Genomic DNA, 13,872 nt, shown 5'->3' with positions numbered 1-13,872 from the left:
TAGCAACTCACGTGCGTCTCCTCGCAATGCCGCCGACCGGTAAGTGATAATCCCGGACTCGCTCGTCGGTGGCGGCAATACCGCCCAAACGACGACACTACTAGCGATGAAACCGGCCCGCGCCCTCTGGCCTCGCCGTAACGTGGCATCGATGAGCTGCGGCAATCGGCAGATAAGAACTATGGGCGTCCGAATCGCGAAACAAGCTGGATATCTAATTTCCACATTGCGAGGTAAGCATAAACATGGAACATTTTGCAGGGAATATCGCCTCCAGCGTCCGGCTATTTTCTAGCCAGCCTCGCAGTTCAGGAAAGCGTCATCTCGATCATCGTGGGACGGAAGCCCGCAGCCCTGAACAGCGCCTGTCCCGCCGCGTTGCGATGGGCCGTCGACACAACACGTGTCACGGACGCAGACATGTGTCCTTCGACAGCGATACAGCAAAGAGCGGATTGCGTCGCCTCAACGGCCGGAATTTCCTCGACAACCGATGCCATCTGATCAGGAGTGCGGTCCGGTACGCCGATCTTGTATACCTGCAGCTACTTAGGCTGAAGTCCCTCTAAATACCGCAAGTTTGCCCACGTTTCGCAAGAACTTGCATGGTCCGGCTTATCCAGTGAGCGTGGAAAGCTATCATCGTCCACCTAGTCATAGGACGTTTCTCAGATCAGATACTCGCTATTCGCACTTTCGTCCGGGTTGCCGTAACCGGTTCCTTCTTGAAGGCCGTTGACATAATGAACTTGCCCCGGTCATCCGTGAGCGAGCTGTTGCAAGATCTAGAGGCGCATCTAGGCGGCTGCTGGCGCACCTCGTTAACATGGACGGCACAGTCGCAGGCTCACGGAGCCTTCCGAAAGGAAAGCTTCGGGCGAAGTCGGCTCTTTCCTTACCAACGAGATACTGATCCCGTCCCTTCTCGCGTTGGCGACGCGCAGGCCACGATAACTTCATCGCCGCCTGTACCCCAGCCGTCAAAGCACGCAATCTCGTTACCCTCCAACAGGCAGTTCCCGTAGCACCTTATCCAGAGTGATAGGCAGGTCGCGCACTCGGATGCCGGTCGCGTTGTAAACGGCGTTAGCAACGGCCGCCCCGACCCCGGTAATGCCTATCTCGCCAATACCGCGCGCACCCATCGGCGCCCACGGATCGGGTGTGTTGGTGTAGAGGATGTCGATCTTTGGGACATCCATCTGCACCGGCACATGATATTCGGCAAGCGATGCATTGACCACTCGGCCGGTCCTTTCGTCGAAATTGGTTTCCTCGGTGAGCGCCAGGCCGATGCCCATGACAATGCCGCCCTTGAACTGGCTGGTTGCCGTCGTGGCGTTCAGTATCTGGCCGGCGTCGAAGGAACCGAGAAAACGCGACACGCGGATTTCGCCCGTCAGGGCGCTGACCCTGACCTCACAGAACTGGGCGCCGTAAGAGTGCATGGAGAAGGCCTCCATCTCCGCCGGCGGCGGTGCCTCGGCCTGGCAGACCAGTTCATCGCGGCCGGAGCGGCTGAGAATGGACTTGTAGCTCTCGAACAGGCCAGGATCGTCGCGATGACCGAGACCACCATCGCGTGGCTCGACATCTGTGAGCGATAGGCCGGCGAGAGGCGAGTCGTTGCCGGCGAGCTTGATCAACTCCTCGACAAAGACTTCCGTCGCCGCGATCACCGCACCGCCGATCGATGCGGTCTGGGTCGATCCACCGGCAATCACCCCGCGCGGCAGGCTGCTGTCGCCATATTCGAAGGTGACGTCTTCCATCGGCACCCCGAGGCGGGCTGCGATATGCTGAGCCTGGGCCGTCGCCGTACCCATGCCCATGTCGTGCACCGCGGTCGAGACGGTTACGTGACCTTCCGACGTCAGCCTGATCTTTACCGCGCCACCGGGGAAGCGATGGTAGGGATAGGTCGCGGTGGCGCAGCCCATGCCGATCAGCCATTCGCCCTCGCGTTTCTGCCGCGGCGTCTGGCTGCGGTTCCGCCAGCCGAAACGCTCGGCGCCCTGTTCATAGGCTTCGATAAGGTAGCGTGACGAAAACGGCTTGCCGGTGGTCGGGTCCTTTTCCGGCTCGATCCGGCGACGCAATTCAATCGGGTCGAGGTCGAGTTTTTCCGCCAGCTCGTCGAGCGCACATTCGAGCGCGAATGTCCCGACCGACTCACCAGGTGCGCGCATGAAAGTGTTGGCGAGCATGTCGATGTCGGCGACATCCTGCGCGAGCTTGAATGTCTTGGCCGCGTAGAGATGGCGAGCCGGGAAGGTGAACTGTTCCGGGCAGGAATTGTGCGGTGTCATTGCCGCGGTGCCGGTATGGATGAGCGCATCGAGCGTGCCATCCGCCCGCGCACCGAGAGCCACACGCTGTTCCGTCACCGTGCGACCGCCAACGATCCGAAAGACGCCTTCCCGCGAGAGCATGATGCGCACCGGCCGCTCGGCGAGTTTCGAGGCCGCGATGGCGAGGATCTGGTGATCCCACAGACATTTGCCGCCGAAACCGCCACCGACATAGGGTGAGGTGACACGCACCTTGCCGGGTTCCAAGCCAAAAATATCGCCGAGTTGACCAGCGGTTAGATCAATCAACTGGCTGGCATCATGCAAGTGCAGCGCGTCGTCCTTCCAGGCCACCGTCGCCGCATGCAGTTCGATGGCATTGTGGTTGTGCCGAGGGGTCCGATAGGTCAGATCGACCTTGACCTCGGCATTTGCGAGCGCTTTTTCGGCATCGCCGATCTCCAGCACCGGCGGCTGACCAAGCAGCGTTTCCAACTGTCGCGGCGTTTGTTTCGCCTCATCGAACGAAGTCACGGCAGGCAGGCTTGCGTAGCTCGCCTTGATCAGCGAGGCCGCATGATCCGCCTGCTCCTGCGTTTCGGCCAGAACGAGGGCTATGGGCTGGCCATTCCAGTGGATCTCGTCATTCTGCATCACCGGCAGGTCGCTGGCGCCGGCAGCCGTCGGAGAAGACATCATCAACGACGGCGCCTTCATGCGCGGCGCATTGTGATAGGTCATGACGAGAATGACGCCCGGCGCCGCTTCCGCAGCCGCGGTCTGGAGTTCGGTGATGCGACCGCGCGCAATGCTGCTGAAGGCTAGTGCCGCATAGCTTATGTTTTCGTAGGCAAACTCGGCGGCAAAACGCGCCTTTCCCTGTACTTTCAAAGGACCATCGACCCGCGAGACAGGCTGCCCGAGAGCGCCATGTTTGCGCAGCATGGGATCGGGTGTAACGGCAGGCTGCCAGCGGCCGGGCCTATTGTTATCGGCTTCAGGTTGGACGCTCATACGTTGTCTCCCTTCAATTCGTCAAGCACGGCGACAATCGTGCGTTTCGCCAATTCGATCTTGAACCCATTTTCGCTGAGAGCGACGGCATCGGCGAGTTCGGCCTCGGCGGCGGCGCGGAAGCTTTCCGTGCCGGCTAGCTGTCCCTTCAGCGCGGCCTCCGCCTTGATGGCTCGCCATGGCTTGTGGGCAACGCCGCCGAGCCCGAGGCGAACATCACGCACCTTGCCCGCCTCGTCGATGTCGAGAGCGGCCGCGACAGATATGAGCGCGAAGGCGTAGCTGGCGCGGTCGCGAACCTTTCGGTAAGTCGAGCGGCGTGCAAAGCCGAGCGGCGGGATTTCGATCGCCGTGATCAGTTCATCAGTCTGCAATTCCGCCTCAATCTCGGGACGATCGCCCGGCAGCCGATGCAGTTCGGCCAGCGGCATGCTGCGGCCACCGGCCGGTCCCTGCAGATGAACCACCGCATCAAGCGCGACGAGAGCGACGCACATGTCGGAGGGATGAGTGGCGACACAGCTATCGGATGCACCGAGAATAGCGTGGTAGCGATTGAAGCCTTCAAGCGCGTCGCATCCTGCCTGTGGCAGGCGTTTGTTACAGCGCGCCGCGTTGTCGTAAAAATACCGACAGCGGGTGCGTTGCAGAATATTGCCGCCGACCGTCGCGACGTTGCGGATCTGCGCGCTTGCACCCGCCAGGATGGAGCGCGAAAGCAACGGGAAATCGGACCGAACCGCCAAATGCGCGGCGAGCGATGTGTTTTTCGCCGCAGCGCCGATCAGGAGGCTGCCGTCGGCACGCTGTTCGATATCGCCGGGAAGGTGTGTGACATCGACGAGCATCCCTGGCTGCTCGACCGTTTCGCGCATGAGATCAACGAGGTTCGTGCCGCCGCCCAGATATTTCGCGGCCGGACCGGCCTTCTTCAAAGCGATCGCGGAAACGGCGTCCGACGCCTGCTGATAGGAAAAGATATTCATGCCCGCACCCTTTCCTCGGTCGGAGCAGCCGTCTGGTGGGCCAACGCTTCTGAGATTGCTTCGACAATGCCGTTGTAGGCTCCGCATCGACACAGATTGCCGCTCATGCGCTCGCGGATTTCACGATCGTCGATCGGAGTATCAGCTACGGTGAGATCGCTGGTTACAGCGCTCGGAATATTCCGTTCGATCTCGCCCGCCATCCCGATGGCGGAACAGAGCTGGCCCGGTGTGCAATAGCCGCATTGAAAGCCATCATGTTCGATAAAGGCTTGCTGCATCGGGTGGAGATTGCCATTGACCGCAAGCCCTTCAACCGTGGTGATGCCGCGTCCCTGATACTGCACCGCCAGTGCAAGACAGGAATTGATGCGCTCGCCATCCACCAGCACGGTGCAGGCGCCGCATGCTCCTTGATCGCAACCCTTCTTGGTTCCCATCAAACCCAGATAATTGCGCATGAGATCGAGCAATGAGGTGCGGATGTCCGCCTCCACCTCGATATCCTCTCCATTGATGATAAAATGCATGAGACATCTCCTTTGACTGAAGAGCATTGGGGCTTGAAAAGCATTGGCGATGTTGAGCCGCAGAAACGAATCCGGATGAAGTTCGCTCAAGTCCCCATCAATACGGTTTGGCGACAAGCGGCGATATCCGCGACCACCGAAAGCGACAGCGAACGGGCGTCGCGGGCCCGGCCGAACAGGCCAATCGGCGCCTTGATCCGGTCGATCGCCTCCTGCGAATGTCCCTGTTCTCGAAGCCGCTCCATCCTCTTCTCGTGTGTTCGGCTGCTGCCCAAGGCGCCCAAATAGAACGGCTGGCCACGCAGGGCGGCTTCGAGGATCGGCATTTCAAGGTCCAGATCGTGCTGTAGAAGCGCAACGGCCGTGTCCGCGTCGATCAGCGTGTCGTCAGGTCGCTCGCCGGCGGCCGCATCATATTGAAGGACATCGTAACCTGCCGCCCGCGCTACCTTCGAGGCGATCTCGACCTCCAGCGTGCGGCCTGAAAGGAGGACTCGAACAGCCGGACGGTAAAATGTCAGGAACGCCTCACCATCCCAACCGGTGTCGGCTTTTCCGAAAACGAAGGAAAGCGATTGGTTGCTCGGACTATAAGCCAAGCCAACATCGCGCCGGCAGCCCAGCCCTTCGATCACATTTCGGATCGGTCGAATGTCTCGCACAACGTGAACGGCAACGGTAATCCCGCCTCCACACGGCAAGACAATATCGAAGAACGGGGAACCCTCGCCCAGCATGACGAACCGATCACATCCTTTGGATATCGCCTGCAAGGCTTCGGCAGCAACTGCCGCCTCGGTACAGCCGCCGGAGACGTAACCGCCGTACAAGCCGTCATCGGCCACCGCCATATGAGCGCCCAAAGCACGTGACGAACCGCCGCGAATTTCGACGAGCGTGCAGAACGCAACTTGTCGGCCGGCGAGCGTTGCCTTTACAGCAAAATCGAGAACCTCGACCGTAGAATCCGTCGAGAACGCTTTGGCCGGCGCGGGCGATATCTTCTCGCCGAAAGGTCGTTCGAATTGTGGCTGTCGATCGTTTAGCCTCTCAGGGAACGCCTTTCGACTTTCTGGGTTACGATCCCATCGGTGTGTCGATATCATAATCAAACGCTCCCACCGATCGCGGCGTGCGTAGCCTCAAACATCAAGAAGACCTGGAATTCGCGAACATCACAGGTTGACTTCGCGACCCGTGCCACCAGTTTGGACATGACATCCATCCCAATCCTCACTAGAAATTGGATGGCACCCCGACACAAACGGAGGAGCCTCCGTTTATAGGTAGTGGCTGACGAAGTTTCGTCAAGCCCTGTCGTGGGGTGGGAAATTGTTACCGAAAGAGGATGCATCGCAAGCGCAGGAACAGCCGCGGTTACGTGCTGACGCGCAGCGCAATCGCGCCAAACTGGTCGAGGTCGCGTCGAAAGCCTTTGCTGAACGCGGCACGGATGTTTCGCTTGAAGAGATTGCCCGGCAGGCGGGTGTCGGCATTGGTACGCTTTATCGACACTTTCCAACCCGCGAACATCTCGTCGAGATAGTCTATCGGCGCGAACTCGAATTGCTCGCTGGCGCCGCGGTCGAACTCTTGGCCGAAAAGGCACCCGATATCGCGCTCGATGAGTGGATGCACCGTTTCGTCAGCTACATGGCGGCAAAGCGCGGTATGGCCAGCAGCCTGAAGCTGCTGTTCACCTCAAACGCCGCTCTCTTTACGGAGGGAACGACGCGCGTGACAGCCGCCTTCGACAAGCTTCTTCGTGCGGCGATAGAGGCGGGCACGGTCAAGGACGATCTCGAGGCAAGCGACGTTCTCTACACGCTGTTCGGCATTTACTCGATCCCGGACACGCCCGACTGGCGCGAACGGGCACACAGGATCGTTCGCCTGATCATGGACGGGTTGCGAAAACATACTCCACGCAGTACCTAGCCGATGGGCCGCCTGGCGCTCCTTGATCGTCGTCGTCGCACGGACCGCCATTTGCTTTTGGCCTCGCTGCTCTACCTCCATCGACAGAGACAGTGGAGGAAGTGCCAGTGCGCAAGCCGATTATTCTATTTGCATTTGTCGTATTTACCCTACCCGCAACGGCAAGGGCGCAATCAAGCGAGCTCGAGGATACCTGTAAATCCGTTGCCAAGAGCTTTTTCATGACCGATCAGCTTGCCATCGGCACGGTCCAGTCCTTTCCCGAGTTGAAACCGCCTGGTGTCCGAATGTCCTACTCGACGCGCCAGGGTACGGCGCCGGCCGAGATGACCGATATTTTCGAATGCGAATTCGACAAGGCGGACAAACCGCACAACCTGGCGCGCTTCTGCGTATCCAGCACCTGCTATTCACCGACCGTCGACGACGGGGATCGCAAGCGCCGCTTCGAAGAGATGCGTGTCCTTCTCAGCCGCGCTGAAAAATAGGATCGCGCCGTGCTTGACCTGATGCCGATCACCCCCGGCTGGCCGGAGATCGCCCTTCGTATCGGGGCGACCCTGCTGGCCGGCATCTTGATTGGTGCGAACAGGGAACAAGGCGGTCACGCCGCCGGGCTGCGCACAACCACACTTGTCGGGCTCGCGGCCTGCATCCCGATGATCCAGGCTAACATGCTGTTGGCCACGAGCCAGGGCGTCAACGGCTCGATGGATATCCTGCGCTTTCCGCTCGGAATATTGACGGGCGTCGGTTTTATCGGCGGCGGCGCAATTCTGCGTCGCGGCGATATCGCGACCGGGGTGACGACCGCTGCAACGCTCTGGGTGATAACAGCGATCGGCCTCTGTTTCGGCGGCGGACAGATTGTCATAGGCGCGGCCGCCACGGTTCTCACCCTTCTCATTCTCGCGCCGCTGAGACACATTCAGCAATGGATGTCGTGCGAAGAGAAGAGCTCGGTGACCATCAAGGTGCCTAAGGGCTCACCCATACCTGACATCAGGGCCGCCCTCCCATCAGGTTCCACCGCCTGCTTCACCACTCTGCGGGAGATCGATGACGGCGACGCTCTGATGTTCGAAATCCGCTGGACATCCGGCCGTTCAGGTCGCGATGCGACCGCGATCGCCGATGGGTTGAGGGAGCGATTTTCGGTGATCGGGTTTGAAAATCGCTCGACTATCAACTGACTGACAGATCGAGCCTTCGGCATGCCCGCGAGGCAGTTAAAGAGGCAGTCATCGCCGCGGCGATCGAAGCGAAAGTGCTTGCCTGACGCTATTGCCTTGCCATGGCGCCATTCGAAACTCGCTAAATTCGCGATCGAGAATGTACCTTTCATGACCATCGCTGGCAAACCGTAGCTACTCGCACCAGTTATTCGCTGAACCACCCTTGGGTTGAGTGGCCGCTTACCGGCCTAACGAACTCGAAAGGTGCACAACACGATGAATTCTACGCAATTGAAGGTTGAACCCGGCATCTGGACGTGGTGCCCGGAAAGGAATGTTCTTTAAGCGGATACTGCCTTGGCCGACCTCATTGGTCTCGATGCCGATGAGACGCTGGTCGGGCTGCCCGTTACCTATGAACAGGCTGCCGAGCACTTCCATCGCGCGGCGGGGACCGTCAAAAGCCGCGTCAACCGCGCACGCCAGCGCATCGCCGACAAGTGCGGAGAGCTGGTTGCCTGGCCAATCGGGGCGCAGGCAAAGTCAAGGAGGTTACAGGCATGACTTTTTTTGGGAGGCTGCCTCTGTGGCGCGGTACGATACCAGGCTGATGGCGAACCCTTTCGTATAGGAATTTGTCATTGCGCGGACTGCCGCAAGGAAAGCGGATCTTCATTCACCTCCTTCGCCCATTGGCGTCGCGATCCGTTCACCTATTCCGGTGAGATATCGACATTTGCAGGTCGGAGCTTTTGCCCGCGCTGCGGAGGACGCCTTTTTTGCCTAAACGATGATGACGTCGAGATTCGTTTTGGATCGCTGGACAACGTCCCAAGCGAACTGACTCCCGAAATGGAAGTCTGGACGAAACGGCGAGAGAATTGGTTGCCGGCTATTCCTGGGACGGAACGAAATGAAGAGGATCCTCCCCTAAAACTGTGACCGTAGAGCCGGCAGCAGGCTCCCTGCCGCGGCGATGTGATGGCGAGCAGAGCTACCGCGAAGCGTTTGGCGTCGTTACCTGTGTTGGTATGCCGCCATGACCTAGGGGTTGGGGGCGCGATCATTCGCCTGCGGGGGGCGGCCACTACCATCGGCCGCGTTGTTGTCGAAGGCGCCGGGTCCCGATGGCTGAGAATTGATCGGATCCTGCTTGGTTGACGCCGTCGGGTTGGTGTCGGTGTCCTGACGCTCACCCCACATTTCGACGCCACCCCACGCAAGCAGCGCCAGAATGAGACTGCAGACCAGCACCATCAAGACTGGCCGGCCGTAGCTGCCCTGTCTGGCTTCAGTCGCGGTTTCGGTCACCTTTTCGCTCTGTCTGCTTTCAAATTGGGTCATTGCTGATCTCCTCGTTGCTCACAAACACAACGTCGGTCCGCGCAAAAGGTTTGCTGCGTATCGGAACAATCGGGTCTCGTGGACGATATCCCGCACACGAAAACGGGAGATCAGCCATGTCCGCGATGACTTTCGAAGACCTCGCATCCAAGATCAGGAAGATCGACTTCTGCATGCTATCGACCCAGAGCGGGTCGGGTAAGATTTCCAGCCGCCCGATGAGCAACAATGGCGACGTCGAATACGACGGCGATTCCTGGTTCTTCTCTTATGAGGACACTCGCAAGATCAGCGAGATCAACGGCATCGATGATGTCTCTCTCACCTTCACGGAGCCTCCGAGCCTTCTGGGCAAACCGGGCATCTTCATTGCGATCCAAGGGATGGCGTCGATCGTCAAGGATAAGGCATCCTTCGAAGCTCACTGGGTTTCGGGCCTCGACCGCTGGTTCCCTGAGGGCACCCAAACGCCCGGCCTCGTTCTGATAAAGGTGTCGGCATCGTCCGTGTATTATTGGGACGGTGAGCAGAACGGGCAGGTCGACATACCGCGCGGGTGAGCCAACCAGATACAGTTCCCAAGAGCCAAAGCGGGTCAAATTCCAGCAGTACACGGAACATTGGCGCACCATGCGAGTTGCCCGGATATCAATGGATGGAGGAAACCATGGCCAACATTTATAACGAAAACACAAGCGACGCCTCGCACGGCATCGCGAAAAGCACCCTCACCGCATTCTTTGACACCCGATCCGAAGCAGAAAGTGCTGTCGAGCGTCTCAGCGACGCAGGCGTCGCCAATGCCCGCCTCATGGCGGGCTATGAAGCTGATGCCGAGAAAACCAATGTCGCGGCAGACGATCGCGGCGGCTTCTTCGATGCGCTGAAGGACTGGTTCTTTCCTGACGAGGACCGCTCCATCTACGCGGAAGGCCTTCGCCGGGGTGGCTTCCTGGTATCGGCCTCGGTAGACGATGCGACATACGAAACAGCCCATGACATTCTGGACGAGCACGGCGCCATCGACATGGACGAGCGCGCTGACCTATGGAGAGAAGAAGGCTGGACAGCGAGGCAAGTCACGCCGGCCCCGAGCTTTACCGGCGAGCCAGGTCTCAATGAGGCAGGGGCAGCCACGCAAGCGGAAGGCGTAAACCAATACGCGCGCAGCACCCATGAAACCTCACCCCGCGTTCGCGCCTACGAACTGGATCAGGAGCTGCCCGACGACATTCGCGACGACGTTTTGCCCACGGGCCATCAACGCGACGTCGCTGAGGGTGAGAAGTCTCCCGAAGAGCGTGAAATGGGTGGGCTCCGGTTGGACCAGCCCATTCCTCGGGTCTGATCGAGGGAGTGGATCATGGACAAGGACAAGGACAAGAAGGCGCAACGCGAGATCGAGGAAACGGGCAGAAAGCCCGCGCAACCTCAGGATCACCCGGCCGCCGGTCCGCATGCACAAGATCATCTCACCGACGAGACGAAGACCCCAGGGACAGGTTCGTTGCCCGAAAAGGACGACGCCAGCGTCTCGCCGGGAAGTGGTTGAAAACTGATGCAGTGTCTGCGGGTCCCTGCCGGCGATCATAGGCGCGGCACTTTGGCGTTTTGTGGAAACACGGTGTGCCCGGCCCAGATGGCCGGACACACCAACTATTATGTCACGAGTGTAGCTCAATTAAAGCGAGTAACCGTCGACCCCCGTCGACCTTTACGCGTGACACCAGCGAGCATTTTCGTCCCTGCGACCTTGTCGTCCGAATTGTTCTGACAATTTGATAGTGCGTGCGTCAGAGCCGTGGCGCGTATCGACAGGCGGAGTTGATCGAACGAATGCAAAAAGCACAGATGTCCAACCGGATTCTGCGATCCTTGAGCGACCAGGATTTTAAGCTTCTGGCACCATATCTGGAAGAAGTTGAAATGCCTTCCCGATTTCCCATCGCTCGCCCTGACACCTTGCTGGAGTACGTCTACTTTCCAGATAGCGGTATCGGCGCCGTAATCAGCGTGCTCCCCGACGGGAAGAAGGCGGAGGCCGGCATGTTTGGCAGCGAGGGGTTTGTGCCGACATCGACGGTCATTGGCGACACGGTGGTGCCATACCTCATAGAAATGCAGGTTGCTGGCCGCGGATATCGTATCTCTGTGGACAGAATGCGCGAGGCGACTGAACGAAGCGCCACGCTTCAGATTCCCTTCATCAAGTTCATGCACGTTTTCGCCGTGCAGGTCTCTTACACCGCGCTCGCAAACGCCAAATTTCGCGTCGAGAAGCGGTTGGCCCGCTGGATCCTCATGTGTCACGACCGGGTGAAAGCGGACGTTCTTGAGATCACGCACGAATACATCGCCTTCCTCCTCGGTATCCGTCGACCGAGTGTGACGACAGCGCTTCACATTCTCGAAGGCCACAGACTTATTCGTTCGAACCGCGGAACGATCGTCGTCGTCAACCGCGGGGGTCTGGAGCGATTTGCGGCCGGTTGTTATGGGCTGCCTGAACGCGAGTTCGAGCGCTTGCTCGGCGCTGGCTCGAAGGATGAGCTTTAGAACCTCTCATAAGCGGCTGATGCCGTTCACTTTCCATGGAACCGCTGACCACCAGCATTCGTTTTGTCCGCTTATGGAGGACAGAATGCTTTTCTTTTTCAATGTTCGCTCAGACGAGAGTTTCGATGCCGACGACGAAGGGATCGACCTTCCATCGCTCGAAGCAGCGAGGCGGGAAGCAACGAAATCCGCGCGCGAGATGGTCGCCGAACTTATTTTGTATGATCAGCGTATCGACGGAATGCAATTTGAGATTACCGACGAAAAGGGAAACGTTCTCAGTACAGTTCCATTCCGAGACGTCATCAAATTTGACTAGGTCCCTTGCTGACCGACCGCTTCGTCATGCTTGATCAACGACATCGCCGTCGTTTTGAGGCCGAGCGGCCTCGCGCGCGGCCCGAAGGCGCTCTGTCTTCAGGCGCCGCGCTTCCGCCTCGGCCTTGGTTGCAGCCAGTGCGTTCTGCGACGTTGCTTCACGTCGTCTCTGCCGCTCCTCAGCGCTGATAGACTCGCGCCGGCGAAGCTGTGGGCTCTCTGCTTTTTGCATGCGGTTTAGAGTATAGCGTGAAGAGCGGAAGGCAATCGATCGTCTTCCAGCGTACGGAACGTCTCAATACGCGCCTCTCTTTTACCACCGCCGAACGAAAGGTTTCCATGCGGAACTGTTGCCACCCGCATGACCGGTCTGATCTGCCGCGCTAGAATCGTCCAATGAGGCGCCGATACTCTTCCTCAGGCCTGCCGTAGGAATCGCCGGCAAACTCCTCCAACCCACGCCTGTCGCGAATGGTGATGAGACCTCGTTCGGAGCGGATGAATTTCTCTCCCTCAAGGACGTGCAAAGCAGTCGTGACACTCGGTCGCCTGACACCGAGCATCAGGGAAATGAAATCATGGGTGAGCGCTATCTCGTCACCATCGACGCGGTCATGCGACATGAGAAGCCATCGGGCCAGTCGTATGTCGATCTGATAGTTGACGTTCGACAGCACCGTGTAAGAGATCTGCGATGCAAAAGTCTGGATGAACCTCGCAAGGAGGTTTGCGAAGTTGGGATAGGACGAGATTGCCTCGAGCGTTGCGCCCAACGTCATCCTGTAGCCCCAACCGGCGACCTGCATCAGCACCTCGTGGACACTCACAGTCCCGCCGACGCCCGCTGATGTCGGGGAAAATCCCTCGCGACCAAACATCCCGGCCTCCGCCTGGTTTCCATCCGACGACACGGTGATGACTGAACCGATACCGCTACACAGAAAATAGACGTGGTCGATGGGCCCGTTCGCGTTGACGATAACGTGACCCTGTCGAAGGTCGATCATTTCCAGACTGCCGAGGATAGCCTGAAATTCCGCATCAGGCAGACGAGCCAGTAGCCGGTTGTGCATGGTTGATTGGTCAGAGGCGAACATGAGACTTCAATTGTATCGGATGAGGCATGCGGAGCATTCCTCACACGCTGAAAAATGTCGGCTGTATAACATCCTGCCGTTCTTCATGTTCTTGGGTACGCTGGCAGACATTTCTACATCAGATGCATTGCGGGATGGCGTGGGTACCTTGTCCTTAGACAGACTTTGTCCCTCTCGCGGGAACTACTAACTTTTCTCCAAGTTGGGTCCAGGTAAGCAATCAAATGGAGGAAATCCCGATGCTCACGAAAATTCTCGCGGTCTCATTCCTGTCGATTGGCTTGGCGACATCCGCCATGGCCCAGTCATCCGGAGGATCGGGAAGTGGCGGTACCAGCTCTGGAGGCTCTGGCGCCTCAAGCGGCACCGGCACCGGCGCAACAAGCGGCACGGACGGTGCCGGCTCGAACAGTGGCAACGGCGGCAACGGTCAGAACACTGGCAATGGAATGAACAACGACACCAACATGAATGGCCAGAATTCCGGCGCATCCGGGGGCGACGCCAATGACTGCGCAAGACGCGGTGCTGGCGGAACGACCAATCCATCGAGCAACAACAATGCAACCGGCACCGACCCGGCAAATACCTGCAAGTAGTTGAGGCGGGTCGCCCGGCTGGTG

The 13,872-nt window shown here is 59.0% G+C and carries 18 protein-coding genes; 12 read left to right on the top strand and 6 right to left on the bottom strand.

Features of this window, described 5'->3' with window-relative positions:
• Positions 1-725: 725 nt before the first annotated feature.
• The gene (locus tag ACVTFQ_RS30985) at positions 726-1,025 is read left to right on the top strand and encodes a hypothetical protein (RefSeq protein ID WP_470424535.1); all 300 of its coding nucleotides are present in this window, start codon (positions 726-728) and stop codon (positions 1,023-1,025) included.
• Here ACVTFQ_RS30985 and ACVTFQ_RS30980 read toward each other — a convergent pair.
• The 4 genes from ACVTFQ_RS30980 to ACVTFQ_RS30965 form a co-directional block, all read right to left on the bottom strand.
• Entirely contained in the window at positions 999-3,305 is a 2,307-nt protein-coding gene (locus ACVTFQ_RS30980) for a xanthine dehydrogenase family protein molybdopterin-binding subunit (RefSeq protein ID WP_470424534.1), read from the bottom strand. The genes ACVTFQ_RS30985 and ACVTFQ_RS30980 overlap by 27 nt on opposite strands.
• Complete coding sequence (locus tag ACVTFQ_RS30975; RefSeq protein ID WP_470424533.1) at positions 3,302-4,291, bottom strand: FAD binding domain-containing protein; 990 nt, start codon at positions 4,289-4,291, stop codon at positions 3,302-3,304. The genes ACVTFQ_RS30980 and ACVTFQ_RS30975 overlap by 4 nt, the downstream gene beginning before the upstream one ends.
• Positions 4,288-4,821, bottom strand: a complete 534-nt coding sequence (locus tag ACVTFQ_RS30970) for a 2Fe-2S iron-sulfur cluster-binding protein (RefSeq protein WP_111563705.1) — start codon at positions 4,819-4,821, stop codon at positions 4,288-4,290. Before ACVTFQ_RS30970 ends, ACVTFQ_RS30975 begins: the two co-directional genes overlap by 4 nt.
• Positions 4,822-4,907: 86 nt before the next feature.
• Positions 4,908-5,927 carry an XdhC family protein gene (locus tag ACVTFQ_RS30965; RefSeq protein WP_470424532.1) on the bottom strand — a complete coding sequence of 340 codons (1,020 nt, stop codon included), beginning with the start codon at positions 5,925-5,927 and terminating at the stop codon, positions 4,908-4,910.
• A 226-nt stretch (positions 5,928-6,153) separates the two neighbouring features.
• On the opposite strand from ACVTFQ_RS30965, the gene ACVTFQ_RS30960 reads away from it, so the two are divergent.
• The 5 genes from ACVTFQ_RS30960 (at position 6,154) to ACVTFQ_RS30940 (ending at position 8,876) form a co-directional block, all read left to right on the top strand.
• On the top strand, positions 6,154-6,759 hold the full coding sequence (locus tag ACVTFQ_RS30960; protein ID WP_111563707.1) for a TetR/AcrR family transcriptional regulator: 606 nt from the start codon (positions 6,154-6,156) through the stop codon (positions 6,757-6,759).
• A 107-nt stretch (positions 6,760-6,866) separates the two neighbouring features.
• Positions 6,867-7,247, top strand: coding sequence for a hypothetical protein (locus tag ACVTFQ_RS30955; RefSeq protein ID WP_111563708.1), 381 nt, complete (start codon positions 6,867-6,869; stop codon positions 7,245-7,247).
• Positions 7,248-7,256: 9 nt separating this feature from the next.
• A complete protein-coding gene (locus ACVTFQ_RS30950) occupies positions 7,257-7,952 on the top strand; it encodes an MgtC/SapB family protein (protein WP_283193838.1) in 696 nt (231 codons plus the stop codon).
• 339 nt (positions 7,953-8,291) lie between these two features.
• Positions 8,292-8,498 (top strand): hypothetical protein, encoded by a 207-nt coding sequence (locus ACVTFQ_RS30945; RefSeq protein WP_112950080.1) that lies wholly within the window; start codon positions 8,292-8,294, stop codon positions 8,496-8,498.
• Positions 8,499-8,504: 6 nt separating this feature from the next.
• Positions 8,505-8,876, top strand: a complete 372-nt coding sequence (locus ACVTFQ_RS30940) for a GFA family protein (RefSeq protein ID WP_470424531.1) — start codon at positions 8,505-8,507, stop codon at positions 8,874-8,876.
• A 102-nt stretch (positions 8,877-8,978) separates the two neighbouring features.
• On the opposite strand, the gene ACVTFQ_RS30935 is transcribed toward ACVTFQ_RS30940, so the two are convergent.
• The gene (locus tag ACVTFQ_RS30935; protein WP_470424530.1) at positions 8,979-9,278 is read right to left on the bottom strand and encodes a hypothetical protein; all 300 of its coding nucleotides are present in this window, start codon (positions 9,276-9,278) and stop codon (positions 8,979-8,981) included.
• 116 nt (positions 9,279-9,394) lie between these two features.
• Between ACVTFQ_RS30935 and ACVTFQ_RS30930 the strand changes: the two genes are divergently transcribed.
• The 5 genes from ACVTFQ_RS30930 to ACVTFQ_RS30910 all read left to right on the top strand — a co-directional run bounded on the left by ACVTFQ_RS30930 (position 9,395) and on the right by ACVTFQ_RS30910 (position 12,153).
• Entirely contained in the window at positions 9,395-9,838 is a 444-nt protein-coding gene (locus ACVTFQ_RS30930; RefSeq protein WP_112950081.1) for a pyridoxamine 5'-phosphate oxidase family protein, read from the top strand.
• A 107-nt stretch (positions 9,839-9,945) separates the two neighbouring features.
• Positions 9,946-10,626: a hypothetical protein gene (locus tag ACVTFQ_RS30925; RefSeq protein WP_470424529.1), complete on the top strand. Its 681-nt coding sequence runs from the start codon at positions 9,946-9,948 to the stop codon at positions 10,624-10,626.
• Between the two features lie 15 nt (positions 10,627-10,641).
• The gene (locus ACVTFQ_RS30920; RefSeq protein WP_470424528.1) at positions 10,642-10,830 is read left to right on the top strand and encodes a hypothetical protein; all 189 of its coding nucleotides are present in this window, start codon (positions 10,642-10,644) and stop codon (positions 10,828-10,830) included.
• A 284-nt stretch (positions 10,831-11,114) separates the two neighbouring features.
• A complete protein-coding gene (locus tag ACVTFQ_RS30915; protein WP_413393962.1) occupies positions 11,115-11,834 on the top strand; it encodes a Crp/Fnr family transcriptional regulator in 720 nt (239 codons plus the stop codon).
• An 85-nt stretch (positions 11,835-11,919) separates the two neighbouring features.
• A complete protein-coding gene (locus ACVTFQ_RS30910; protein ID WP_283193844.1) occupies positions 11,920-12,153 on the top strand; it encodes a DUF6894 family protein in 234 nt (77 codons plus the stop codon).
• A 382-nt stretch (positions 12,154-12,535) separates the two neighbouring features.
• Here ACVTFQ_RS30910 and ACVTFQ_RS30905 read toward each other — a convergent pair whose 3' ends face one another.
• Positions 12,536-13,249: a Crp/Fnr family transcriptional regulator gene (locus ACVTFQ_RS30905; protein ID WP_111563719.1), complete on the bottom strand. Its 714-nt coding sequence runs from the start codon at positions 13,247-13,249 to the stop codon at positions 12,536-12,538.
• 239 nt (positions 13,250-13,488) lie between these two features.
• Between ACVTFQ_RS30905 and ACVTFQ_RS30900 the strand changes: the two genes are divergently transcribed.
• Positions 13,489-13,848 carry an oxidoreductase gene (locus ACVTFQ_RS30900; protein ID WP_111563720.1) on the top strand — a complete coding sequence of 120 codons (360 nt, stop codon included), beginning with the start codon at positions 13,489-13,491 and terminating at the stop codon, positions 13,846-13,848.
• Positions 13,849-13,872 lie beyond the last annotated feature (24 nt).

The sequence above is a fragment of the Rhizobium sp. O111 genome (genome assembly GCF_055616315.1).
Note: the sequence above shows the minus strand (reverse complement) of the source record. Positions and strands in the feature narration are given on the sequence as shown.

Bases quoted from the DNA above. Each gene is read 5' to 3' on its own strand.
- ACVTFQ_RS30935 (WP_470424530.1), bottom strand. From the start codon at position 9,278: ATGACCCAATTTGAAAGCAGACAGAGCGAAAAGGTGACCGAAACCGCG.
- ACVTFQ_RS30965 (WP_470424532.1), bottom strand. From the start codon at position 5,927: ATGATATCGACACACCGATGGGATCGTAACCCAGAAAGTCGAAAGGCG.
- ACVTFQ_RS30915 (WP_413393962.1), top strand. From the start codon at position 11,115: ATGCAAAAAGCACAGATGTCCAACCGGATTCTGCGATCCTTGAGCGAC.
- ACVTFQ_RS30900 (WP_111563720.1), top strand. From the start codon at position 13,489: ATGCTCACGAAAATTCTCGCGGTCTCATTCCTGTCGATTGGCTTGGCG.
- ACVTFQ_RS30975 (WP_470424533.1), bottom strand. From the start codon at position 4,291: ATGAATATCTTTTCCTATCAGCAGGCGTCGGACGCCGTTTCCGCGATC.
- ACVTFQ_RS30920 (WP_470424528.1), top strand. From the start codon at position 10,642: ATGGACAAGGACAAGGACAAGAAGGCGCAACGCGAGATCGAGGAAACG.
- ACVTFQ_RS30980 (WP_470424534.1), bottom strand. From the start codon at position 3,305: ATGAGCGTCCAACCTGAAGCCGATAACAATAGGCCCGGCCGCTGGCAG.
- ACVTFQ_RS30930 (WP_112950081.1), top strand. From the start codon at position 9,395: ATGTCCGCGATGACTTTCGAAGACCTCGCATCCAAGATCAGGAAGATC.
- ACVTFQ_RS30905 (WP_111563719.1), bottom strand. From the start codon at position 13,249: ATGTTCGCCTCTGACCAATCAACCATGCACAACCGGCTACTGGCTCGT.
- ACVTFQ_RS30970 (WP_111563705.1), bottom strand. From the start codon at position 4,821: ATGCATTTTATCATCAATGGAGAGGATATCGAGGTGGAGGCGGACATC.
- ACVTFQ_RS30910 (WP_283193844.1), top strand. From the start codon at position 11,920: ATGCTTTTCTTTTTCAATGTTCGCTCAGACGAGAGTTTCGATGCCGAC.
- ACVTFQ_RS30925 (WP_470424529.1), top strand. From the start codon at position 9,946: ATGGCCAACATTTATAACGAAAACACAAGCGACGCCTCGCACGGCATC.